The organism is Vibrio sp. J502 (assembly GCF_025397955.1).
GTDB classification, from domain to species: domain Bacteria; phylum Pseudomonadota; class Gammaproteobacteria; order Enterobacterales; family Vibrionaceae; genus Vibrio; species Vibrio anguillarum.
Genome location: NZ_CP104554.1, coordinates 2,144,008 through 2,167,752, shown reverse-complemented (window position 1 = coordinate 2,167,752; position 23,745 = coordinate 2,144,008). Strand labels below are relative to the sequence as shown.

At 45.0% G+C, this 23,745-nt stretch carries 21 protein-coding genes and 2 tRNA genes; 20 read left to right on the top strand and 3 right to left on the bottom strand.

Going from position 1 to position 23,745, the window contains the following annotated elements; all coding sequences use genetic code 11:
* Positions 1-11: 11 nt before the first annotated feature.
* The 16 genes from ftsH to N5E84_RS09910 all read left to right on the top strand — a co-directional run bounded on the left by ftsH (position 12) and on the right by N5E84_RS09910 (position 17,261).
* Positions 12-1,961: an ATP-dependent zinc metalloprotease FtsH gene (gene ftsH / locus N5E84_RS09985; protein WP_017049783.1), complete on the top strand. Its 1,950-nt coding sequence runs from the start codon at positions 12-14 to the stop codon at positions 1,959-1,961.
* Between the two features lie 58 nt (positions 1,962-2,019).
* Positions 2,020-2,850, top strand: a complete 831-nt coding sequence (gene folP / locus N5E84_RS09980; protein WP_019283238.1) for a dihydropteroate synthase — start codon at positions 2,020-2,022, stop codon at positions 2,848-2,850.
* Between the two features lie 22 nt (positions 2,851-2,872).
* Positions 2,873-4,213, top strand: coding sequence for a phosphoglucosamine mutase (gene glmM, locus N5E84_RS09975; RefSeq protein ID WP_019283237.1), 1,341 nt, complete (start codon positions 2,873-2,875; stop codon positions 4,211-4,213).
* A gap of 263 nt (positions 4,214-4,476) precedes the next feature.
* Positions 4,477-4,812, top strand: a complete 336-nt coding sequence (gene secG / locus N5E84_RS09970) for a preprotein translocase subunit SecG (RefSeq protein ID WP_010318534.1) — start codon at positions 4,477-4,479, stop codon at positions 4,810-4,812.
* Between the two features lie 26 nt (positions 4,813-4,838).
* A tRNA-Leu gene (locus N5E84_RS09965) sits at positions 4,839-4,922 on the top strand.
* 54 nt (positions 4,923-4,976) lie between these two features.
* A tRNA-Met gene (locus N5E84_RS09960) sits at positions 4,977-5,053 on the top strand.
* Between the two features lie 210 nt (positions 5,054-5,263).
* Positions 5,264-5,719 (top strand): ribosome maturation factor RimP, encoded by a 456-nt coding sequence (rimP, locus tag N5E84_RS09955; RefSeq protein WP_013857619.1) that lies wholly within the window; start codon positions 5,264-5,266, stop codon positions 5,717-5,719.
* 36 nt (positions 5,720-5,755) lie between these two features.
* Complete coding sequence (gene nusA / locus N5E84_RS09950; protein ID WP_013857618.1) at positions 5,756-7,243, top strand: transcription termination factor NusA; 1,488 nt, start codon at positions 5,756-5,758, stop codon at positions 7,241-7,243.
* A gap of 24 nt (positions 7,244-7,267) precedes the next feature.
* Complete coding sequence (gene infB / locus N5E84_RS09945) at positions 7,268-9,982, top strand: translation initiation factor IF-2 (protein ID WP_017043248.1); 2,715 nt, start codon at positions 7,268-7,270, stop codon at positions 9,980-9,982.
* Positions 9,983-10,087: 105 nt separating this feature from the next.
* On the top strand, positions 10,088-10,504 hold the full coding sequence (gene rbfA / locus N5E84_RS09940; RefSeq protein WP_026028089.1) for a 30S ribosome-binding factor RbfA: 417 nt from the start codon (positions 10,088-10,090) through the stop codon (positions 10,502-10,504).
* Positions 10,505-11,455: a tRNA pseudouridine(55) synthase TruB gene (gene truB / locus N5E84_RS09935; RefSeq protein WP_019282747.1), complete on the top strand. Its 951-nt coding sequence runs from the start codon at positions 10,505-10,507 to the stop codon at positions 11,453-11,455.
* Between the two features lie 109 nt (positions 11,456-11,564).
* A complete protein-coding gene (gene rpsO, locus N5E84_RS09930) occupies positions 11,565-11,834 on the top strand; it encodes a 30S ribosomal protein S15 (RefSeq protein WP_010318921.1) in 270 nt (89 codons plus the stop codon).
* A 316-nt stretch (positions 11,835-12,150) separates the two neighbouring features.
* On the top strand, positions 12,151-14,277 hold the full coding sequence (gene pnp / locus N5E84_RS09925; protein ID WP_019282746.1) for a polyribonucleotide nucleotidyltransferase: 2,127 nt from the start codon (positions 12,151-12,153) through the stop codon (positions 14,275-14,277).
* A 152-nt stretch (positions 14,278-14,429) separates the two neighbouring features.
* Positions 14,430-15,350, top strand: a complete 921-nt coding sequence (gene nlpI / locus N5E84_RS09920) for a lipoprotein NlpI (RefSeq protein ID WP_029388335.1) — start codon at positions 14,430-14,432, stop codon at positions 15,348-15,350.
* Positions 15,351-15,469: 119 nt separating this feature from the next.
* Positions 15,470-15,880, top strand: a complete 411-nt coding sequence (locus tag N5E84_RS09915) for a MarR family winged helix-turn-helix transcriptional regulator (RefSeq protein WP_010318918.1) — start codon at positions 15,470-15,472, stop codon at positions 15,878-15,880.
* 40 nt (positions 15,881-15,920) lie between these two features.
* Complete coding sequence (locus tag N5E84_RS09910; protein WP_069211893.1) at positions 15,921-17,261, top strand: MATE family efflux transporter; 1,341 nt, start codon at positions 15,921-15,923, stop codon at positions 17,259-17,261.
* Positions 17,262-17,298: 37 nt separating this feature from the next.
* Here the strand turns inward: N5E84_RS09910 and N5E84_RS09905 are convergent, their stop codons facing one another.
* From N5E84_RS09905 to N5E84_RS09895, 3 genes are all read right to left on the bottom strand, one after another.
* Positions 17,299-18,177: a U32 family peptidase gene (locus N5E84_RS09905; protein WP_029388333.1), complete on the bottom strand. Its 879-nt coding sequence runs from the start codon at positions 18,175-18,177 to the stop codon at positions 17,299-17,301.
* 16 nt (positions 18,178-18,193) lie between these two features.
* Positions 18,194-19,207, bottom strand: a complete 1,014-nt coding sequence (locus N5E84_RS09900) for a peptidase U32 family protein (protein WP_010318915.1) — start codon at positions 19,205-19,207, stop codon at positions 18,194-18,196.
* Between the two features lie 101 nt (positions 19,208-19,308).
* Positions 19,309-21,357 (bottom strand): bifunctional diguanylate cyclase/phosphodiesterase, encoded by a 2,049-nt coding sequence (locus N5E84_RS09895; RefSeq protein WP_026028085.1) that lies wholly within the window; start codon positions 21,355-21,357, stop codon positions 19,309-19,311.
* Between the two features lie 196 nt (positions 21,358-21,553).
* Here N5E84_RS09895 and N5E84_RS09890 point away from each other — a divergent pair, with 196 nt between their 5' ends.
* From N5E84_RS09890 to rimI, 4 genes are all read left to right on the top strand, one after another.
* Positions 21,554-22,081: an SCP2 domain-containing protein gene (locus N5E84_RS09890; RefSeq protein WP_017048811.1), complete on the top strand. Its 528-nt coding sequence runs from the start codon at positions 21,554-21,556 to the stop codon at positions 22,079-22,081.
* Positions 22,065-22,568 carry a GNAT family N-acetyltransferase gene (locus N5E84_RS09885; RefSeq protein WP_019282742.1) on the top strand — a complete coding sequence of 168 codons (504 nt, stop codon included), beginning with the start codon at positions 22,065-22,067 and terminating at the stop codon, positions 22,566-22,568. Before N5E84_RS09890 ends, N5E84_RS09885 begins: the two co-directional genes overlap by 17 nt.
* 261 nt (positions 22,569-22,829) lie before the next feature.
* The gene (locus N5E84_RS09880; protein ID WP_019282741.1) at positions 22,830-23,234 is read left to right on the top strand and encodes a DNA polymerase III subunit psi; all 405 of its coding nucleotides are present in this window, start codon (positions 22,830-22,832) and stop codon (positions 23,232-23,234) included.
* A 4-nt stretch (positions 23,235-23,238) separates the two neighbouring features.
* Complete coding sequence (gene rimI / locus N5E84_RS09875; protein WP_019282740.1) at positions 23,239-23,685, top strand: ribosomal protein S18-alanine N-acetyltransferase; 447 nt, start codon at positions 23,239-23,241, stop codon at positions 23,683-23,685.
* The last annotated feature ends 60 nt before the right edge of the window (positions 23,686-23,745 follow it).

Genomic DNA, 23,745 nt, shown 5'->3' with positions numbered 1-23,745 from the left:
AGGCTTACACCTTGAGTGATATGGCAAAAAATTTAATTCTGTGGCTAGTTATAGCTGTCGTTTTAATGTCGGTATTCCAGAGCTTTGGCCCTGGTGATAGTAACGGCAAAGCAGTGGATTACACCACGTTCGTACAGGAAGTTGGCCAAGGCCAGATTCAAGAAGCTCAATTTAACAATAGTGAAATTTCCTTTACTCGTAGAGGCGGTGGTACTCGCTATGTAACTTACATGCCCGTGTACGATCAAAAACTGCTTGATGATTTGATTAATCAAAACGTTAAAGTACAAGGTACACCACCAGAAGAGCAAAGTTTGCTCGGGACCATTTTTATCTCTTGGTTCCCCATGATCCTACTGATCGGTGTTTGGATATTCTTCATGCGTCAAATGCAAGGTGGCGGTGGCAAAGGTGCCATGTCATTTGGTAAGAGCAAAGCTCGAATGATGAGTGAAGAGCAAATCAAAACCACGTTCGGTGATGTGGCTGGTTGTGACGAAGCGAAAGAAGATGTGAAAGAGCTTGTGGATTACTTGCGTGATCCGAGTCGCTTCCAAAAACTGGGTGGGAAAATTCCAACGGGTGTTTTGATGGTTGGTCCTCCTGGTACAGGTAAAACATTACTGGCAAAAGCAATTGCTGGTGAGGCGAAAGTACCGTTCTTCACTATATCTGGTTCTGATTTCGTTGAAATGTTTGTTGGTGTCGGTGCATCTCGTGTACGTGACATGTTCGAGCAAGCGAAAAAGGCTTCACCTTGTATCATCTTTATTGATGAGATTGATGCGGTAGGTCGTCAACGTGGTGCTGGTGTCGGCGGCGGTCACGATGAGCGTGAGCAGACTTTAAACCAAATGTTGGTTGAAATGGATGGTTTTGAAGGCAATGAAGGCGTTATCGTCATTGCGGCAACTAACCGTCCAGACGTTTTAGACCCAGCATTGCTGCGTCCGGGGCGTTTTGACCGCCAAGTGGTGGTCGGTTTACCTGATGTTCGCGGTCGTGAACAGATCTTGAAAGTTCATATGCGCAAAGTACCTTTAGCTGGTGATGTTGAACCTTCATTGATTGCTCGCGGAACACCGGGTTTCTCTGGTGCCGATTTGGCGAACTTAGTGAACGAGGCGGCGTTATTCTCTGCTCGCGGTAACAAACGCAATGTTTCAATGGTTGAGTTTGAGTTAGCAAAAGACAAAATCATGATGGGTGCTGAACGTCGTTCGATGGTGATGTCTGAAGAAACTAAAGCATCAACAGCTTATCATGAAGCAGGACACGCCATTGTTGGTCGTTTGGTACCTGAACATGACCCTGTTTATAAAGTATCGATTATTCCACGTGGTCGAGCTTTAGGTGTGACGATGTACTTGCCTGAACAAGACCGAGTTAGCATGTCGAAGCTGCATCTTGAGTCTATGATTTCAAGCTTGTATGGCGGTCGTTTAGCGGAAGAGTTAATTTACGGCCCAGAAAACGTTTCAACTGGTGCATCAAACGATATCGAACGTGCGACAGCCATTGCTCGTAAAATGGTTACGCAATGGGGCTTTTCGGAAAAACTTGGCCCATTGTTGTATGCAGAAGATGAAGGTGAAGTCTTCTTAGGGCGTAGCGTGACTCAAACTAAGCATGTGTCTGAAGATACTGCTAAGTTGATTGATGACGAGGTTCGTAAAATTATTGACCGCAACTATGATCGTGCGCGTAAAATCCTTGAAGAGAATATGGATATTATGCATGCAATGAAAGATGCGTTGATGAAATACGAAACGATTGATGCAGGCCAAATTGATGACTTAATGGAGCGTAAAACTGAGATTCGCGAACCTGCAGGTTGGGCTGATCAAGCCAAAGCTCAAGCAGAAAAAGCGGAAGCGGAAAAAGCTCAAGAGCCAAAAGTAGAGCCAGCAGCAGAAGACGAAGTAGCCACTGAGTCCTCAGAAAAGAAAGATGCTGAGTAATCGTTAATATTCAAATTAAACCCCGAGCTTTCTCGGGGTTTTTGTGTTTTAGAGCAAAATGAAGATTCAAACCCCAACAAAGACACTTATCCTCGATCGTCCTCATGTCATGGGTATCTTGAACATGACTCCGGATTCATTTTCCGATGGTGGAAAATTTAACGCGCTAGATTTGGCACTAGAGCATGCCGATACAATGATTGCCGCAGGTGTCAGCATTATTGATATTGGAGGGGAGTCAACTCGGCCGGGGGCTCCAGAAGTGACTCTCGATGACGAATTATCTCGTGTTATTCCTATTATTAAAGCTATTCGTGCAAAGTATGACGTCTGGATTTCAATTGACACCAGTAAAGCTGAAGTGATGCGTCAGGCGGTTGAGGCTGGTGCTGACTTGATTAATGATGTTCGTGCACTGCAAGAGCCGGGGGCATTAGAGGTTGCGGCTAAAGCACAAGTGCCTGTCTGTATCATGCATATGCAAGGCCAGCCACGAACGATGCAAACCAGCCCACATTATCAAGATGTGTTAGCGGATGTTAAGCTCTTTCTAGAAGATCGAGTCGCAGCGTGCGAGCGCGCAGGGATCGCGCGTGCAAATATTATCCTCGACCCCGGTTTTGGATTTGGCAAAACCATTGAGCATAATTATTATCTGCTTGCACATCTAGACGTATTTCATCAACTAGGTTTGCCGATATTGGCTGGGATGTCCCGTAAGTCAATGATTTTTAAACTACTCAATAAAAAACCAGCTGAATGTATGGTGGCGAGCGTTACCTGCGCGGCTGTAGCGGCAATGAAAGGTGCACAGATTATTCGTGTCCATGATGTGAACGAAACCATTGAAGCAATGAAAATAGTACAAACCATTATTCAAAATAGTTAACAATAATAATTAAGGAAAAATCATGTCTGACAAAAGACGTTACTTTGGTACAGATGGTGTCCGCGGTAAAGTTGGACAGTATCCTATCACTCCCGATTTCGTATTAAAACTTGGCTGGGCGGCTGGACGTGTATTGGCAAAACAAGGCACGAAAAAAGTCATTATTGGTAAAGATACGCGTATTTCAGGTTATATGCTTGAGTCGGCTCTAGAAGCGGGCTTAGCCGCTGCAGGATTAAAGGCGATTTTTACCGGACCTATGCCGACGCCAGCTGTTGCTTACCTGACTCAAACCTTTCGTGCCGAAGCGGGGATCGTGATCTCAGCGTCGCATAACCCTTATTACGATAACGGCATCAAATTCTTCTCATCCGAAGGGACTAAATTACCTGATGAAATTGAATTGGAGATCGAAGCTGAATTGGATAAACCGATTGAGTGTGTCGAGTCTGCCGAACTTGGTAAGGCTTCACGTATGGTCGACGCTGCAGGGCGGTATATCGAGTTTTGTAAAAGTACCTTTCCATCGCAATGGAATTTATCAAAGCTGAAAATCGTCGTTGACTGTGCTCATGGTGCCACCTATCACATCGCGCCTAATGTCTTTAAGGAACTTGGCGCTGAAGTGATAGCAATGGGGGTTGAGCCAGATGGTCTGAATATTAATGACGAAGTTGGAGCAACGGATGTCCGCGCGTTGCAACAGCGCGTTGTGGCAGAAAAAGCAGATTTAGGACTGGCATTTGATGGTGATGGCGATCGCTTAATTATGGTTGATGAGCTTGGCAATAAAGTGGATGGAGATCAAATTGCCTATATCATCGCCCGTGATGCCCTGAGACGTGGAGAATTAAAAGGTGGTGTTGTTGGAACGCTAATGACAAACCTTGGTATGGAAAACGGCTTAAAGCAGTTAGGTATCCCTTTTGTGCGAGCGGCGGTTGGTGACCGTTATGTGATGGAAAAATTGCTGGCAAAAGGTTGGAAAATTGGCGCAGAAAATTCAGGGCACATCATACTGCTAGACAAAGTGACTACGGGTGATGCGATTGTTGCGGCGTTGCAAGTTCTTGCTTCCGTTGTGGGTAGTGAAATGTCGCTCAATGAACTGGCTAAAGGCATGACGCTTTACCCGCAGGTTTTAGAAAACGTACGTTTTAGTGGTGATTCCAACCCATTAGAAGCCGAAGCGGTAAAATCGGCTGTAGCTGCCGTAGAAGCGGAACTTGGTAACCAAGGTCGAGTGCTCTTGCGTAAATCAGGTACTGAACCTTTATTGCGCGTGATGGTGGAAGGGGAAGATGCTGAGCTAGTAAAAAATTCAGCATTAAAGATAGCTCAAGCGGTTAAAGATAATTGCTAACCAGAAAAATAATATGAGTTAACCTAGGATTTCATGACCGTAATTCGGCTTGAAATCTTATGGTTAGCTATACACATAGGGTTTTGTTGCCCTTTTTTTAACCGCTTGAAGCATAAACTCCATTTTTTTATAAAATACTCCTTGTCAGCATGGGATGCATTCGTTAGTATTGCGTCCGCCTTCGTTGAGGAGGTCGCTAGCCTTGTTCAAGTCAGTTGATAAGAACGGCGCTGGCTCAACTATTTGGAACATAGGTGGAAGTAATGTTTACAGTTCTACTTGTGATTTACCTGTTGGCAGCGCTTGGTATCATTGGCCTAGTGTTAATTCAACAAGGTAAAGGCGCAGATATGGGAGCCTCTTTCGGTGCTGGCGCGTCAAACACTGTGTTTGGTGCTAGTGGCTCAGGAAATTTCCTAACCCGAATGACTGCAATTTTTGCAACCGTATTCTTCATTCTTAGTTTGGCATTGGGCAATTTGTCTACGCATAAAACTGAATCACAATGGATTGACCCAACTAAAGGTCAAGTGATTGAGCAAACTACGGATACAGCGAGTGACGTTCCAGTAAAATCTGGTGACGAAATCCCGCAATAACTTATCTTAGATAAGTACAAATAATTGCCGAGATGGTGAAATTGGTAGACACACTAGCATGAGGTGCTAGCGCCTTAGGTGTGAGGGTTCGAGTCCCTCTCTCGGCACCATTATTTACAAACTTGTAAATCACTTGATAGAGCGTATAATGCTCGCAAGTCGGACGCGGGGTGGAGCAGCTTGGTAGCTCGTCGGGCTCATAACCCGAAGGTCGTCGGTTCAAATCCGGCCCCCGCAACCAATTCTTTTTGGGTTTTGGATGCAAGTTTGTGCAGTGTCAACCTCACTGCAATTGAGAATTTAGATTCTCAATCATCAGGGTCCAGCAACAAAAAACCCCGACTAATCGGGGTTTTTTGTTATCTGAGTTTCTCAAGTATGAGATTTTCAGATAGTTGCTTGGAATTTAAATTGGGCTCTGTGCCCTTTTTTTGTTTCTGGAGTGGTTTAAATGACTGGTTTAGAAAGACAACTTACTGAAATGCTTGACGCTCCAGTAGCGGCATCAGGTTATGAGTTAGTTGGATTAGAATTTATTCGTGCCGGAGAGCACTCAACATTACGCATCTATATTGATCATGAAAACGGTATTAACGTTGATGATTGCGCAGAAGTGAGCCATCAAGTGAGTGCTGTGCTCGATGTTGAAGATCCAATTTCTGTGGCTTACAACCTAGAAGTTTCTTCACCAGGTTTAGAGAGACCACTTTTTAAAGCAGCGCATTATGAACAGTTTATTGGTCACGAAGTCAGCATCGTTTTGAAAATGGGTGTCGGCAACCGTCGCAAATGGAAAGGAATTATCCATTCTATTGATGGCGAAACCGTTGCAATTAGCGTTGATGGGAAAGAAGAACTATTTGCGCTAAGCAATATTTCTAAAGCTAACCTGATCCCTAAATTTTAGTTCTCCTAGAGAAAAGAGCTTAAGAGGCTAGATTAAATGAGTAAAGAAATTTTAGCGGTAGTTGAGGCGGTTTCGAACGAGAAGGCCGTACCTCGTGAGCGTATTTTTGAGGCGCTTGAAACTGCGCTTGCCACATCAACAAAGAAGAAACATGAAATTGAAGTCGATGTACGTGTTGCTATCGACCGTAAAACGGGTGAGTTTGAAACTTTTCGCCGTTGGTTAATCGTTGAAAATGTTGAACATCCAACAAAAGAAATTTCATACGATGCAGCTAAATACGACGACGAAACAGCTGAACTTGGTCAATATATTGAAGATCAAATTGAATCAGTGACCTTTGACCGTATTACAACACAAACAGCAAAACAAGTTATCGTACAAAAAGTGCGTGAAGCTGAACGTGCGCAAATCGTCGAACAGTTTATTGATAACGAAGGTGAGTTGGTTACTGGCGTTGTTAAGAAAGTAAACCGTGATTCGGTTATTCTGGATTTAGGTAATAACGCTGAAGCGGTTATTTTACGTGATGACCAGCTACCGCGTGAAAACTTTCGTCCAGGTGACCGAGTTCGTGGTCTGCTATATGCTGTACGCCCTGAAGCGCGCGGATTCCAACTCTTCATTACTCGTTCAAAACCAGAAATGCTCGCTGAGCTATTCCGTGTAGAAGTGCCAGAAATTGGTGAAGAGCTGATTGAATTGAAAGCCGCGGCTCGTGATCCGGGTTCGCGTGCGAAAATTGCAGTCAAAACCAATGACAAACGCATTGACCCTGTGGGCGCGTGTGTCGGTATGCGTGGAGCACGTGTTCAAGCCGTATCGAGTGAGCTCGGCGGTGAGCGCATTGATATCGTTCTTTGGGATGATAACCCAGCTCAATTTGTTATCAATGCAATGGCACCAGCAGATGTTGCATCGATCATCATGGATGAAGATACGCACTCAATTGATATTGCTGTTGAAGCGGATAACCTAGCGCAAGCAATCGGTCGTAATGGTCAAAACGTACGTCTCGCTTCTCAACTGACTGGTTGGGAATTGAATGTTATGACGGTTGCTGATCTACAGAAAAAACATCAAGAAGAATCGATGGCTTCTATTGAAAACTTCATGAAGTACCTCGATATCGAGCAAGACTTCGCTGAGTTATTGGTTGAAGAAGGCTTCTCAACGCTTGAAGAAGTGGCTTATGTGCCAGTTGCTGAGCTACTTGAAGTTGACGGCCTAGATGAAGATATCATCGAAGCATTGCGTACTCGCGCGAAGAATGCGTTGACCACGATTGCGCTAGCACAAGAAGAGTCTTTTGAAGGGCTAGAGCCAGCAGAAGATCTGCTCGCACTAGAAGGTTTAGAGCGTGAAATGGCCTTTAAACTCGCAGCGAAAGGCATAGTCACATTAGAAGATCTTGCTGACCAAGGTATTGATGACCTCGAAAATATTGAAGGTCTAACAGAAGAGCGTGCAGGTCAATTGATCATGGCAGCGCGCAATATTTGTTGGTTTAGCGAAGAAGAATAATTCTCAGCAAGGGGAGAGAGCGGCATGACACAACTTACAGTTAAAGCACTGAGTGAAGAAATTGGTACGCCAGTTGACCGCTTGTTAGAACAACTTGCTGATGCAGGCATGAACAAAACGAGTTCTGATAACGTTTCTGATGATGAAAAGCATAAGCTACTGTCACATCTTAGAAAAGAGCACGGTGATACCACTGGTGACTCAGAGCCGACTCGTTTGACGTTGCAGCGAAAAACACGCAGCACATTGAGCGTCAATGCCGGCGGCGGCAAAAGTAAGAATGTTCAAGTTGAAGTGCGTAAAAAACGTACCTACGTTAAGCGCAGTGCAGTAGACGATGAAGCAACACGTGAAGCGGAAGAAGCCGCACAACGTGAAGCACAAGAATTAGCAGCGCGTGAAGCACAAGCAAAAGCAGAGCGCGAAGCCGAAGAAAAAGCAAAGCGTGAAGCCGAAGAAAAAGCGAAGCGTGAGGCACAAGAGAAAGCGAAGGTTGAAGCACAAACGAATGCAACAGCTAACGCGGATGAGAAAGCAAAACGTTCTGCAGTGAAACCAGAACTTTCTGCTGAAAATAAAATGAAGCAAGAAGCAGCGCGAAAAGAAGCCGAAGAGCTTAAACGTCGTCAAGAAGCCGAAGCATTACGTAAAGCTGAAGAGGAAAGTCAGCGCCAGCTAGAAATAGCACGTGAATTGGCTGAGAAGAATAAAGAGCGTTGGTCTGCTGAAGAAGAGAAAAAGGGTAGTATGGAAGAAAATACAGATTACCATGTTACGACTTCAACGTATGCACGTGAAGCCGAAGATGAAGCAGATCGCCGTGAAGAAGGTGCTAGCCGTAAATCTACGAAAGCTAATAAGAGCAAAATCTCATCTCAGGATGATAAGCAAGAGCGCGGTACGCGCCGAGGCAAAGCTCGTAAAGGTCGTATGGCTAAACCTGCATCGATGCAACATGGTTTTGATAAAACAGCGGTTGTCGCTAAGCAAGATGTTGTGATCGGTGAAACGATTGTTCTTTCTGAACTGGCAAACAAAATGTCAGTGAAAGCAACTGAAGTTATCAAAGTGATGATGAAGATGGGCGCTATGGCAACCATCAACCAAGTGATCGACCAAGAAACCGCGCAATTAGTCGCTGAAGAAATGGGTCATAAAGTTCTCATCCGCAAAGAGAATGAACTGGAAGAAGCGATCCTTTCTGACCGTGATAACAAGTTTGAAGCAGTGCCTCGTGCGCCAGTTGTGACTATCATGGGCCACGTTGACCACGGTAAGACATCAACACTTGATTACATCCGTCGCACACACGTTGCATCAGGCGAGGCCGGTGGTATTACTCAGCACATTGGTGCTTACCACGTTGAAACACCAAACGGTATGATCACCTTCCTTGATACTCCTGGACACGCTGCGTTTACTTCAATGCGTGCTCGTGGTGCTCAAGCGACAGATATCGTTGTATTGGTTGTTGCAGCAGATGATGGCGTGATGCCACAAACGGTTGAAGCGATTCAACATGCGAAAGCGGCGAATGTGCCACTTATCGTTGCAGTGAACAAAATCGATAAAGATGGTGCGAACCCAGATGGCGTGAAAAATGAGCTTGCTCAACACAACATCATTCCTGAAGAGTGGGGCGGTGAGAACATGTTTGTTCACATCTCTGCGAAACAGGGAACTAATATTGATGGCCTACTAGAAGCTATCCTACTTCAAGCTGAAGTTCTTGAGCTTCATGCTGTTAAAGATGGTATGGCGTCTGGTGTGGTGGTTGAATCTCGTCTTGATAAAGGCCGTGGCCCTGTAGCAACCGTTCTTGTTCAATCAGGAACACTACGCAAAGGCGACATCGTACTGTGTGGTCAAGAATATGGCCGTGTTCGTGCGATGCGCGACGAAACTGGTAACGAAGTTACGGAAGCGGGCCCATCAATTCCTGTTGAAATTCTAGGTTTGTCTGGTGTTCCAGCTGCCGGTGATGAAGCAACAGTGGTACGTGATGAGCGTAAAGCACGTGAAGTAGCAAATTATCGTCAAGGTAAATTCCGTGATGTGAAGCTTGCACGTCAGCAGAAATCTAAGCTCGAAAACATGTTCTCTAACATGACAGCGGGTGAAGTGGCTGAACTGAACGTGGTACTAAAAGCAGACGTTCAAGGTTCGGTTGAAGCCATTGCTGATTCACTGCGTAACCTTTCAACTGATGAAGTGAAAGTGAACATTGTGGGTTCTGGTGTGGGTGGTATCACAGAAACTGACGCAGTACTTGCAGCAGCTTCTAACGCTATCGTACTTGGCTTTAACGTTCGAGCTGATGCATCAGCTCGTCGTACTATCGAATCTGAAAACTTAGACCTACGTTACTACTCAATCATTTACCAATTGATTGATGAAGTAAAAGCGGCCATGAGCGGCATGCTAGCACCAGAGTTTAAGCAAGAGATCATTGGTCTTGCTCAGGTTCGTGAAGTATTTAAATCACCTAAACTAGGTGCAGTTGCTGGTTGTATGGTGACTGAAGGCGTTATCAAACGTAATAGCCCTATCCGTGTTCTACGTGATAACGTGGTTATCTACGAAGGTGAGCTTGAATCGCTACGTCGCTTTAAAGATGACGTGCAAGAAGTGAAGAATGGCTACGAATGTGGTATCGGCGTTAAGAACTACAATGATGTTCGCGTTGGTGACCAAATCGAAGTCTTCGAAACAGTGGAAATTAAACGTACACTGGATTAATTGACTGACGTTGCTGTATTGAAATAGACAGTAATCGGTTGTTGAATACACCATGGGGGGCTGGGTTGAACCATCCCCCCATTCTTTCTATATGTGAGAAAAGATATGTCAAAAGAATTTAGCCGCACGCAGCGCGTATCCCAACAGCTGCAAAAAGAACTCGCCATGATCATACAACGTGAAGTCCGTGACTCACGCTTAGGTATGGTGACTATTTCAGAAGTCGAAGTGTCACGTGACCTTGCTTATGCAAAAGTGTTTGTGACGTTTCTATGCGTTGGTGAGCAGACCCCAGAAAGCTGCTTAGCTGCGTTAAAAGAGCATGAAGTTCATATCCGCATGATGCTTGGCAAACGTATTCGCTTACGTTTGACACCAGAAATTCGCTTCACTTATGACAATACTTTGGTTGAAGGTATGCGCATGTCCAACTTGGTGACTGAAGTGGTCAGCAATGATAAGCGCAGACAGAAAGATGCAGGGCGTGAAGATGAAGCGTCTGCAGAAGAAGGGAATGAATAGATGGCTCGTCGTCGTAAAGGTCGCCCAATCAACGGGGTAATTTTACTGGATAAGCCAACGGGTATCTCCTCGAATGATGCCTTACAAAAAGTAAAACGTATTTATTTTGCAGAAAAAGCCGGACACACTGGCGCGCTCGATCCTTTGGCAACAGGAATGTTGCCTATTTGCCTTGGTGAAGCGACAAAATTCTCTCAGTTTTTACTTGATTCAGATAAGCGTTATCGAGTCATTGCAAAACTGGGTGAGCGAACCGATACCTCTGATTCAGACGGAGAGGTAGTGGAAACACGCCCTGTCAATGTGCAATTAAATACCCTGCGAGAGTGCATCGAGCGTTTTCGTGGTGAAACCGACCAAATTCCGTCAATGTTTTCTGCACTGAAATATCAAGGCCGTCCTCTATATGAATACGCTCGTGAAGGCATTGATATTCCGCGCGAATCTCGAAAAATCACTGTCTATGATATTGAATTGATTCGTTTCGAAGGTGATGAAGTTGAAATGGATGTGCACTGTTCGAAAGGCACGTATATCCGCACTATCGTGGATGACTTAGGTGAAATGCTTGGTTGTGGCGCACATGTGACCATGCTGCGTCGTACTGCGGTCGCGAAGTACCCATATGAGAAGATGGTGACTTTAGAGCAACTTGATGCATTGCTGCAACAGGCGCTGCGTGATGATGTCGCACCGAAAAATGTGTTGGACTCGTTATTAATGCCAATGGACAGTGCGGTGCAAGATTTGCCGGAAGTTAACCTTATTCCTGAGTTGGCAGACATGGTACAACATGGCCAACCAGTGCAAGTGTTGGGTGTGCCACTTGATGGCACAGTGCGCATGACCATGGGTGAAGAGAAACTCTTTATCGGTGTGGGTGAAATTGACCAAGATGGTCGTGTTGCGCCTAAGCGATTGGTCGTTTTTAGAGACGAAGAGTCGCTTTAAATAGCTATTGCTTAACGTTGGGGATTTCCCTATAATCCCGGCTTCGCGTAGCGGCTGAATCAGAGATTGGCTGCTACACCTTTAAACTTACTCTTATTAGGAGAGCATTATGTCTCTGAATGCAGAAACTAAAGCGGCAATCGTTGCTGAATACGCACGTGGCGAAGGCGACACTGGTTCACCAGAAGTACAAGTAGCACTACTAACTGCTTCTATCAACCACCTACAAGGTCACTTCAAAACTCACAAAGGCGATCACCACAGCCGTCGTGGTCTACTACGCATGGTTTCAAGCCGTCGTAAGCTTCTAGACTACCTAAAAGGTAAAGATTTAGGTCGTTACCAAGACCTAATCAAACGTCTTGAGCTACGTCGCTAAGATCAGTTTGTTCAGAAAAGGGGCTTTTAGCCCCTTTTTTGTTATCTAAATTTGGCACAATCTCTCCTAAGTCGCTATACTACCCGCCGTTAAAGTGTGTTGTATGTACTTTAACGCTTCATACTCATAGCATTACAGTCACCGAAGTCGGCCAGCAGGTCGCGGCTATTAAAAGTAGCGTTCAGATACCAGTGGGAGCGGCAAGCCCAACGCTTTGTTTCCCGTGATATAGAGCCTATTTTTACTAGTCGCGATTCGTAATGTCTTGAGTGTTATTTCATTCAATCTAGAGGCAACTCTAGAGCAAGGATAAACAATGTTTGATAAACCAGTAGTGAAATCATTCCAATACGGTAATCATACCGTCACTCTAGAAACCGGCGTTATCGCACGCCAAGCTACATCGGCTGTTATGGTCACTATGAACGATACCGCGGTATTCGTTTCTGTTGTTGGTAAAAAAGAAGCAGTAGAAGGTCAAGACTTCTTCCCTCTTACTGTTAACTACCAAGAGCGTACTTACGCAGCGGGTAAAATTCCAGGTGGCTTCTTCAAGCGTGAAGGTCGTCCATCAGAAGGCGAAACTTTGACTGCGCGTCTGATTGACCGCCCAATTCGTCCTCTTTTCCCTAATGCATTTAAAAATGAAGTTCAAGTCATCGCGACAGTGATGTCTGTAAACCCAGACGTTCAACCTGACATCGTAACTATGATTGGTACTTCAGCAGCACTTGCTATCTCTGGTATTCCATTCAATGGTCCTATTGGCGCGGCGCGCGTGGGTCACATTGATGGTCAATTAGTGCTTAACCCAAGCATGACCGAGCTTGCTGTATCTCGTCTTGATCTTGTGGTTGCAGGTACAGACAACGCGGTACTGATGGTTGAGTCAGAAGCGGATAACCTAACTGAAGAAGAAATGCTAGCAGCGGTTGTTTACGGCCACGACCAACAACAAGCTGTGATTAAAGCGATCAATGAATTTGCTGCTGAAGTTGCCACTCCAGCTTGGGATTGGGTTGCTCCTCAAGAGAACACAGTACTTAACAGCAAGATCGCTGAACTAGCAGAAGCTAAGCTTGTTGAAGCTTACAAAATCACTGAAAAAATGGCTCGTTACGACCGTATTCATGAAATTGCTACTGAAGTAAACAAAGTAATTCTTGCTGAAGATCCTGAAGCAAATGCGAAAGAAATCCACACTATCTTCCACGATCTAGAGAAGACGGTTGTACGTCGTAGCATTATTGCTGGCAACCCACGTATTGACGGTCGTGAAAAAGACATGGTTCGTGCGCTAGACGTACGTACTGGTATTCTTCCTCGTACTCACGGTTCTGCACTATTTACTCGTGGTGAAACTCAGGCAATCGTAACCGCTACTCTTGGTACTCAGCGTGATGCTCAAATCATCGATGAGCTAACAGGTGAGCGTAAAGATAACTTCCTACTACACTACAACTTCCCTCCATACTGTGTGGGTGAAACTGGTTTTGTAGGCTCTCCTAAGCGTCGTGAAATCGGCCACGGTAAACTGGCTAAGCGTGGTATCGCTGCCGTTATGCCTTCAGTGGAAGAGTTCCCATACACAGTTCGTGTAGTATCAGAAATCACAGAATCTAACGGTTCATCTTCAATGGCTTCGGTATGTGGTACTTCTCTTGCTCTGATGGATGCAGGTGTACCAATCAAGTCTTCAGTTGCAGGTATTGCAATGGGTCTTGTTAAAGAAGGCGATGATTTCGTTGTTCTTTCTGACATTCTTGGTGATGAAGATCACCTAGGTGACATGGACTTTAAAGTAGCGGGTACTAACCAAGGTATCACTGCACTGCAAATGGACATTAAGATCGAAGGTATCACCAAAGAGATCATGCAAATTGCGCTAAACCAAGCACAAGGTGCACGTAAGCATATCCTTTCTGTGATGGATCAAGCGATCTCTGGTGCTCGTGCTGAGATTTCTGAATTTGCACCGCGCATTTACACCATGAAGATCAGCTCTGAGAAAATCAAAGACGTGATCGGTAAAGGTGGTGCTGTGATCCGTGCTCTAACTGAAGAGACGGGCACAACCATCGAAATCGAAGATGACGGTACAATCAAGATTGCGGCAACCGATAGCGCTCAAGCTAAAGAAGCGATTCGTCGCATTGAAGAGATCACGGCTGAAGTTGAAGTCGGCGCTATCTATACTGGTAAGGTCGCTCGTCTGGCTGATTTTGGCGCGTTCGTTAACATTCTTCCTGGTAAAGATGGTCTGGTACACATTTCTCAAATCGCGGATCAACGCATCGAGAAAGTGTCTGATTACTTGAAAGAAGGCCAAGAAGTTCAAGTTAAAGTACTTGAAATCGACCGCCAAGGCCGTGTTCGTCTAAGCATGAAAGAAGCGGTAGAGAAACCAGCTGAAGAAGTTGTTGCAGCACCAACGGCTGAATAAGGCCACTTTAAGCTTGAGAAGCACGGCGCTTTAGTCGCCTTTTCAACATAAAGCATGATATAAAGGGAGCGTTATTCGCTCCCTTTTTCATGCCTAGATTAATGCGATACACCCACTTATCTTGGGCTTTGGGGTACACAGGAGTTTTATTTGTGAAATGGTTTCCAACGGCCGTATTGAGTGCTTTGATACTGATAATGTCGGGCTGCGCGTCAACTCAACATGGCAATCAAAGTCACTGGGTATACCCTCCGATGGCAGTGCCATTGCAGTCTTCATTACAGCAACAAGTTCAGATAGCGCGTTTGACGCAACTGCTACAACGTACTGATCTACCTGATGATGTGCGGGCTAAAATGTTTTATGAGCGTGGTAACAACTACGACAGTGTTGGGCTACGCACTTTAGCACGTTTAGATTTTGAGCAGTCACTCGCGCTTAACCCGGCGCAGCCTGATATCTTTAATTTATTAGGCGTGTATTACACGCAAGTCGCAGAGTTTGATGCCGCTTATGAGGCGTTTGATTCGACATTAGAACTTGAACCTGAGAATTTTTACGCTGAGCGTAACAGAGCCATCGCACTTTATTACGGCGACCGTACAGAACTTGCGCTGGAAGAGATTCGCGCACATTATCAACATGACCCTAGCGATCCCTTTCGTGCATTGTGGCTATATATTATTCAAAGTGAAAGCGAGCCTTTGCAGGCACGTGTGGATCTCCTCAATCGCTATAAAGTTCGAGATGATCAATGGGGATGGCTCTTGGTTGCGTTAACGCTTAAAGAGATATCGGAAGAGCAAGCTTTTAAGATGATCTTAGAAGAAGGCAGCGGTAATGCGATACAAGCACAGCGTTTAACTGAGGTCTATTTTTATCTCGCTAAGCGTTACCAACAAGAGGGAAATTACGCGCACGCGATCGCCTTGTACAAGCTTGCGTTGTCATTTAACGTCTACGAATATGTTGAGCATCGATACGCTTATCTTGAATTGGGGAAAATTTTCCAGCAAGTAAGAGCTGACTATTTAGCTAAGGCGAAAGCTGAGCAGCCAGAGTCTCAGCAATAAGTACCTTATTATATCCTTTTCCTTAAAGCCGCTGACTTTTTCAGCGGCTTTTTTGTTGCTTAACGAGCTAAAGATCCATAAAATAGTTAGCCTTGATAACCATTTTAATTTGAAAAACAGTGAAACTAGAAGCTAACTTAGAAAAATTAGAGCGTTTTAGTGCAAAAATCTGGCGTCGGTATAGCAAAGCTGATCCCATTTCACAATTGAGCTTTAATGAATATGATTACCTTAAAGTGATTCAAAGCTCTTCTTTGCCACTGCGCTTAACTGATTTAGCCAATGAGATGGAAGTGAGTAAACCATCGGTATCAAATATGGTTAAAAGGCTTAAAAATAAAGGGTTAGTTCAGACGGCACAATGCCAAGATGATGCGCGTTCTTACCGAGTTTCTCTCACCGATACTGCGCGTGAGCATTTAGCGGATGAAGCGAAAGTGTACGCTGTTGTCGCAGAGCAAGTGACTAAGCATCTCTCGGAAGAAGAAGCACTGTGTTTTAATATGTTGTTATCCAAAGTATTACTTTAATTTACTTATATAGTTAGCTTTGCTAACTATGGTGTCTGTTATGAAAAATTCAATTTACCGCCAATTTTGGCGCTATACCATTCCGACCGTGGCAGCTATGTTAGTCAATGGCTTGTATCAAGTGGTGGATGGTATTTTTATTGGTCATTATGTTGGTGCTGAGGGATTGGCGGGCATTAACGTTGCGTGGCCTATTATTGGCTTTATTTTAGGGCTTGGCATGTTGGTGGGCGTTGGAACTGGTGCTCTTGCTTCGATCAAGCAAGGTGAAGGGAACATGGCGGCAGCCAAGCAAGTGCTTGCTACTGGCCTATTGTTGCTTGTGATGCTAGCTCCCGTGGTGGCGACAATTCTATGGTTTCTTGCGGATGATTTCATTGCGTGGCAAGGCGTTGAAGGACGAGTCTACGAACTTGGCTTGCAATATTTGCAAGTATTAGTGATCGCTTGTGTCTTTACGCTTGGCTCTATTGCGATGCCTTTCTTGTTACGAAACGACGACAGCCCTAATTTAGCCACATTGCTGATGGTGAGTGGTGCGATAATCAATATTCTCTTTGATTATCTGTTTATTGCCGTTTTACATTGGGAACTTACTGGTGCCGCCATAGCAACGGCACTCGCACAATTAAGTGTGACTGTATTAGGCATAGGCTATTTCTTTTCGACGCGAGCCAAGTTGCAGCTGTCACTCTCGGTGATGAGGGTGCAATGGTCGTTGTTACCTAAGATTGTTGCGATTGGTACTTCAAGCTTTTTTATGTATGCCTACGGTTCGATGATGGTGGCGGTGCACAACAGCCTATTTGCTCACTATGGCAGCGCGGCACTTGTTGGGGCATACGCGATATTAGGCTATATCGTCACGGTTTATTATTTAACGGCAGAGGGCATCGCGAATGGTATGCAGCCGTTAGCTAGCTTCAATTACGGGGCCAGAAACTATAGCAATATCAGAAAATTACTTAAAATCGCAATGATCATCGCCGTGCTTGGCGGGCTGGGTTTTGTGGTACTGCTTAACTTGTTTTCCACTCAGGTTGTGGCGATCTTTAATTCAACTGACCCGCAATTGATGGCAAGCGCGGTGCTGGGCTTAAAACTGCATATGTTTGCGCTTTTTTTGGATGGATTTTTAGTTATCGCCGCCGCCTTTTATCAAGCGACCAATCGTGGCAGTAAGGCGATGTTTGTCACCATTGGTAATATGGCGATCCAACTACCGTTCTTGTATTTGTTACCTAAGTTATATGGTGTGACTGGTGTGTGGATTGCCTTCCCCATTTCCAATATTGCGTTAAGTTTGGTAGTGGGTTTGATGTTGTGGCGAGATTTGCGTGCACTACCTTGTGATAACGCCAAGCAAACCGTGTTCGCTTAACAAGAGCCTCCCCCTTGTCTCTAGGGGGAGGCTACGCTCAGCTTTGTTGAATCGCTAGGCCCGGTAATTGGTGCCAATAGCCGTTACACTGGTGATTGGTTAAAGGGGAGGGATGCTCTCCTTTTTCATTGGCCTTGAACTGCGACAGATGTTCGAATGTCTCAAAACCAAGTGGGCTTAAACGAACGACATCGACCAATCCCGCCATACTTGGTAAATCATTAGCAAGGTTATAGCAATAGCCCGACTGGGTTTGGATACCGTTGAGGTTAAATACCGCTTGGCCTTCTTGGCTGTGAACCTGAATTCCGGTTGGATACTTGATACAGCAAGTCTCACATTCATCCTTCGCACGGTTTTCGGCCCGTGCGGTAAAGCAGCGTGCGGAGTAAGCCAGTGGCAGGTATCCGTGGCTAAAAACTTCTACTTCAAACTGGTTTTTGATACCAAGCTCATCACATTGTTGCAATACATTGATTAGCCAATCACGGGAGAGTTCAACAGGCATGCACCAACGGATCATCCCTTGTTTTAGGAACAGTTGCAGTGTGCGCGCGTTGTAAGCATTCACAGCGGGCCCAACCACAAAAGGAAGGCGTTTTTCACTGGCGAGTTGAATCGCCGAAACGTCGTTGGCTTCAATCGCAAAATCGCCATTCTCAATATACTTTTTCATCACATTGATTTCGCTCGGCGCTTCCAGTAGCGCCATGGTTGAGATCACAACCTGTTTACCCGCTTGTGAAAGCGCTTTGGCGATCTCAAACCAGTGTTGTGGTTTTATCTCACGTCGCTTGGAGCAGACCGATTCACCCAAATAGATCACATCCGCAGGGCTATTGATTGCCTGTTGATAAAAATTTTCTACCTCTTGTTTGGGCCAGAAATAGAGTAAAGGACCCAACGCATATTTCATTCTCTTCTCCATTCTCTTATTGCCATTGGCGATGGTACGCGCCGAGTGTCGTTTGCGTGCCTTCAGAAACGTTGGCTAAGGCGGTATTCCAAGCCGTTTCTACTTGGTAGGCTTGTGGATTTGCTTGGTAGCGATCAATCGCCGCTCGCCAGGTTTTAGTCACTTGCTCCACATATGCAGGGCTACGTTGGCGACCTTCAATTTTGACGGAAGCAACGTTGGCTGCAAACAGTTCTGGTAATAGTGATAACGTATTTAAACTGGTTGGTTCTTCCAGTGCGTGGTAGCGTTTAGGTTGCCCATCGATCTGCGCTTCAAAACGACCTTTGCACAAGGTTGGGTAGCCTGCATTTTCTCCGGCTGCGTATTTATCAATCAAAATTTCGTTTAAGCGAGATTCCAAACCTGAGTCCGTTTCTTGCCAGCGGACATACTTCGCGGGCGAACAGGCTCCGACAGTATTGGGTGATTCTCCCGTCATATAGGAAGAGAGATAACAGCGCCCTTCAGACATAATACATAAGCTGCCAAAGGCAAATACTTCAAGCTCGACGTCACTCATCATATTACGTGAGAGCTGTTTGACTTGATGGATTGATAGCACTCGCGGTAACACCACCCGTTTTATATTGAAATTTTGTTTATAAAACTCGATAGCGGCGACGTTGGTGGCGGAGGCTTGTACAGAAAGATGCAGTTCCAGATCTGGATATCGGTTAGCGGCATAATCCAATACCGCGATATCGGCGATGATCAACGCATCCACGCCTAAACTGGCGGCATTATCGACGGCGTGAGTCCAACGCTCGAAGCCATTAGGGTGGGCGAAGGTATTTAACGCGACATGAATTTTTTTATGGTGATCATGAACATATTGCACCGCTTTATCTAACTTCTTACCTGCGAAATTAAGGCCAGCAAAGTGGCGAGCATTGGTATCATCTTTGAAGCCGATATAAACCGCATCTGCACCACAATCGATCGCTGTTTTTAGAGCAGGCAGGTTACCTGCAGGACATAAAAGTTCCATTGATCCGTACGATATCTAAGGGAAAGTAGTGGTATTTTATGAAGCATTATGAATAGCAAATTTGATGTAAGGCAGGTTTGGGGCGAATAAACGAGATTTACTTATTTGGGAGTAGAACGATGACGACGATTTTGAACGAATAACTCTTCTACTTCCTGCCTCGGTTGTGGCCGATAAAAATGAAAGCCTTGAATTGAGTTACAGTTGAGATTAGAGAGCAGTGTGGCTTGTTGTTGAGTTTCCACACCTTCGGCAACGACCGTTAAGTTGAGTGATTTTCCTAAATTGATGATGTTTTCAATGACGGTGATTTGTTTAGGAAGCGTATCGATATCCGTTATAAAAGCGCGGTCAATTTTAAGTTCATCAATCGGGAAGCGAGCGAGGTAAGAGAGCGAGGAATACCCCGTACCAAAGTCGTCAATGGACAGAGAAAAGCCCAGTTTTTTGATCGCGTTCAACATTTGCAAGGTGTGTTCGCTGTCGCTCATGACGGCACTTTCGGTCAGTTCAAATGTGATGCAGTTTGGATCAAGCTCCGTGGTGCGAAGCAGTTTTTCCATATAATCAATCAACTTCGGGTTACAAAACTGTTCGGGCGATAAATTGATCGCCACGCGACCTGGTAAAATACCTTGCAGCTTCCAGCGTTTTACGGTCGAGAAGACATCACGCATCACCACTCGGCCTAAATGTTCAATCAGCCCAGCTTTTTCCGCGACAGGGATAAAAGCGCCAGGGTTGATATACCCTTCCACAGGGTGTTTCCAGCGCACCAAAGCTTCCGCACCATTGATGCTGAAGTCGCGAGCATTTACTTTCGGTTGATACCACACTTCAAGGCCATTTTGTTGCAGCGCTTTTTGTAGTTCAATTTCAAGCCATAAGCGCATGCGCGCTTCTTTGTTCATTTGATCGTTGAACTTAATCAGACGGTTTCTACCACGATCTTTGGCTTCATACATCGCCGTATCGGCGTTTTGCAACAATACGCGTGCATCGCTACCGTCACCAGGGTAGGCGACACTACCTATGGAGCAGGCTAAGCGTTTACTGAAATGGTGCAGATCAAACGGTTGGTTAATCAAAGAAATGATGCGTTCAGCCAACATTTCAGCGGCGCGACTATTTTCAGGATCAGGCAGTATTAGTCCAAATTCATCGCCGCCAAGGTGGCCCACAATCGCTTGTTGCGGTAGTAAACGTTTCAGCCGTGCTGAGACCTCTTTAATGACTTTATCGCCAATATGATGTCCTAAAGAGTCATTGATGTTTTTGAAGTTATCAATGTCTAAATAGAGCATCACAAGGGGTGTTTCATTTTGAATGAACTGTTCTAAACGTTTAGTGAAACCAAAACGGTTATACAAGTTAGTCAGCGAGTCAATGTGGATATCGGCATGCATAGTCGAAGACAACTGCTTAGGTGTATCTTCTGCATCTTGAATCAAAATCAGCTGTGAGCTGTTGCCCAGCACGACGGTGGCTCCAGCGTGCAGTTGAACTTTACGTTCAAAGCCACACTTTGGCCCAGTGAGGCAGACCAATGGTGCTCCTGCGAGTAATAAACTGAGTGGAGAGCTGAATACGGTTTTACTTTTTTCATCGACAAACAAGCGCGATAACTCTTCACCAAGAAGCTCTGAGGTATTTTCAAAACCGAGTAAACGAGCCGATGCGGGGTTAGCAGAGATAATGCAGTCGTCATCGACCAGCAACAATCCATCGGGAAGCAAGCTAGTCAAGGTTGAAAACTTATTTTCCGACTCTTCTAATGAGCGAATGAGGATCTGTTTTTCGGAGGTGTCGATGGCGTGAAACACAATATTTTCGACTTTTTTATCACCCATGATAGGTGATAAAGAGAAATGCAAACTCGTTTCTAAATCGATCTCGTGAAGAGTCAGTTCGGTCTCAAGCGTTTCTCCTTGAAATGCCCGTTCATAATAAGGTTTGAGATGGCGGTAGAAATGCTCACCCAGAATTTGTGAGTCATTCATTCCAACCAATTCGGTTGTGCTCAGCCCTGCAATATCACAATAACGTTCATTGACCATCACATAGTTATGTTGGTCGTTCAAGATGGCAAAAAAGAACGGACTGTTCGACGTGATTTTTGCAAACCAATGTTGTAAATGTTGCGAAGGCATCAAGCTACTACCACTCTCCAGAGCACTTATATTCATGAGGATGTTACAACGTAAGTAACACATTAACTATAACTTTGATTACTAAGCTAGAAAAGGTTCTCAAACAATGTACGTTTTTTGATGCATCACAGGAATTTGCACCCCCACATCCATTATGATTAGGTACTATTGCATTACAAAGTAACGGATAACGCTCGTGATTCACAAGATTCGTACTCAACTAGTTCAAAACGCCGCTTCAATTTTGCGATCCCCAGTCCACTTCTTACCGCAAGTTGTACAAAAAAAAGCCTTGCTAGAAGGGTTGAAAACTATATTTCATGAGGCTTTGCAAGAAGGTGACTTTGAATTTCTTGATGGGAAATGGTTAAAGGTTTCAATTCGCGATTTGAATTTGAATTGGTATATCAGCTATCAAGCGGAACAACTTGTTGTGTCTGATGAGACGGAAGTGGAAGATGTCAGCTTTAGCGGTAACCTAAATGATATGGTGTTGATTGCTGGTCGAAAAGAAGATCCTGATACGCTGTTCTTTCAACGTCGACTCTCCATTGAAGGGGATACCGAACTGGGGTTAGAGGTGAAGAACCTGATGGACAGTGTTGACCTAGAGCTTTTACCAAAACCGTTCCAGATGTTAATAAATCAGCTAGCAGATTTTGTGCATAAGGGCGTACAATCGCCAGTGACACAAAATGAGGTAATGAATGCTTATTCGAACTGAAGCGCCAGCGGATATCTTAGCGATTGACCGCTTATTAAAATCAGCCTTTGAGACAGATGCTGAAGCTAATTTGGTTATGACATTAAGGGAAAACAGCCATTTGACGCTCTCTTTAGTGGCCTGTGATGATGACGGCGAAGTCGTTGGTCATGTGATGTTTAGCCCAGTATTACTCAATGGTGAAGACTTAAATTGGCAAGGGCTTGCACCGTTAGCCGTGAAAAAAGAGTGGCGAAATCAAGGTGTCGCCGCCTCGTTGGTAAAAGAGGGGTTAATCTGTTTGGCTGAGTTCGATTATCCAGCTTGTGTGGTTTTGGGTGACCCGGATTATTATCAACGCTTTGGCTTTAAAGAGGCGGCGAAATTTTATTTTTGTTGTCGTTGGGATGTTCCAGTTGGCGCGTTTCAGATCGTTGCATTAGTCGACGGCGAATTGAGCGGGCGAGCGGGTTTAATTGAGTATTGCCCAGAGTTCAACGAACTTTAATCACCGTATTTCTATTCAAAACAGGGAGCCCAGTGCTCCCTGTTTACTTTTATGCTCTTCTCATTTGAAGCTACCGTGGTATTGGCTACGTTCGCTCACCTCAATCACATCGTTTATCTAGGCTCATGGGGATGAATTCACTTGCCACCTACCTGCAACTTCAAGTTGTTTGGGCATAGCTCTTGGGTCATTGGATGATTAACGGTTTCTGTCTTGGCGCTGATTTGTTAGGATTGCGATGTTCAATGAGGTCATAAACAGATGTCACATCACGAAAATCAATATTTACAAGAAATGGGCATCCAGCGTTGGGAGCTTATCCATCCACAGCGGCTGGCTGGCTATCAACCCGATCCGGTGACGCTACCGAGCACGTGCCGTTTATTACTCGTTTCCCCCCAATACCCGCAACAAGGTGCTCTATTGCTGTTTTCAAGAGTATTGAAGAGTATGGGGCTCGAAATCAGTCAGGCGTGTCATCTTGAGCCTCACTCTCTTAGCCAACTAACAGGCTCCAGCATTGAATGGGTGTGGTTTTCAGGCTGTGAAAAGAAAGAAAGCCCGTTGGCTCAGAAAGTGTTAACGTCACCGCCGCTAGTTGAGATAGATGGCAATACCGAGCTGCGCCGGGCGTTGTGGCAGCAAATTTGTTCTTATGAGTCATAAAACTATGAATATTGATGTTGTGCCTTTATCACTTCCTCATCTTGATGCTATTTGGTCCATTGAGCAGCAAGCTCACAGTTATCCTTGGGCTGAATCACTCGTACGCGACTTGGCGAGTCGTGGTGCATGCCACCATGCTATGTTGGTTGATGGCAAAGTTGTCGGTTATTTCTATGCACAGAATATTGTTGGAGAGGTGACCTTGTTGAATATCGCTGTCGATCCGCAGCAGCAAGGTAAGGGTTACGGAAAATTGTTGATGGAGTTTTTCTTAACTTACTGTGAAAAAGCGCAAGCTGAAAGTGCGTGGCTTGAAGTTCGCGAAAGTAACATCCGTGCTTATAGCTTGTACGAATCGCTGGGTTTTAATGAGCTCGATCGTCGAGTGAACTACTATCCCACTCCGAAAGGATCAGAAGATGCGATCATCATGAGCTACTATTTTTTGTAGCTTATTTTCCATCAGCGGATCGTTTGCAAACTCAGGTTTTTTCATGGTCAGGCGTCTCGG

Coding starts and splice junctions, on each gene's coding strand:
- folP (WP_019283238.1), top strand. CDS start 2,020: ATGAAGATTCAAACCCCAACAAAGACACTTATCCTCGATCGTCCTCAT.
- glmM (WP_019283237.1), top strand. CDS start 2,873: ATGTCTGACAAAAGACGTTACTTTGGTACAGATGGTGTCCGCGGTAAA.
- secG (WP_010318534.1), top strand. CDS start 4,477: ATGTTTACAGTTCTACTTGTGATTTACCTGTTGGCAGCGCTTGGTATC.
- rimP (WP_013857619.1), top strand. CDS start 5,264: ATGACTGGTTTAGAAAGACAACTTACTGAAATGCTTGACGCTCCAGTA.
- nusA (WP_013857618.1), top strand. CDS start 5,756: ATGAGTAAAGAAATTTTAGCGGTAGTTGAGGCGGTTTCGAACGAGAAG.
- infB (WP_017043248.1), top strand. CDS start 7,268: ATGACACAACTTACAGTTAAAGCACTGAGTGAAGAAATTGGTACGCCA.
- rbfA (WP_026028089.1), top strand. CDS start 10,088: ATGTCAAAAGAATTTAGCCGCACGCAGCGCGTATCCCAACAGCTGCAA.
- truB (WP_019282747.1), top strand. CDS start 10,505: ATGGCTCGTCGTCGTAAAGGTCGCCCAATCAACGGGGTAATTTTACTG.
- rpsO (WP_010318921.1), top strand. CDS start 11,565: ATGTCTCTGAATGCAGAAACTAAAGCGGCAATCGTTGCTGAATACGCA.
- pnp (WP_019282746.1), top strand. CDS start 12,151: ATGTTTGATAAACCAGTAGTGAAATCATTCCAATACGGTAATCATACC.
- N5E84_RS09910 (WP_069211893.1), top strand. CDS start 15,921: ATGAAAAATTCAATTTACCGCCAATTTTGGCGCTATACCATTCCGACC.
- N5E84_RS09905 (WP_029388333.1), bottom strand. CDS start 18,177: ATGAAATATGCGTTGGGTCCTTTACTCTATTTCTGGCCCAAACAAGAG.
- N5E84_RS09900 (WP_010318915.1), bottom strand. CDS start 19,207: ATGGAACTTTTATGTCCTGCAGGTAACCTGCCTGCTCTAAAAACAGCG.
- N5E84_RS09895 (WP_026028085.1), bottom strand. CDS start 21,357: ATGCCTTCGCAACATTTACAACATTGGTTTGCAAAAATCACGTCGAAC.
- N5E84_RS09885 (WP_019282742.1), top strand. CDS start 22,065: ATGCTTATTCGAACTGAAGCGCCAGCGGATATCTTAGCGATTGACCGC.
- N5E84_RS09880 (WP_019282741.1), top strand. CDS start 22,830: ATGTCACATCACGAAAATCAATATTTACAAGAAATGGGCATCCAGCGT.
- rimI (WP_019282740.1), top strand. CDS start 23,239: ATGAATATTGATGTTGTGCCTTTATCACTTCCTCATCTTGATGCTATT.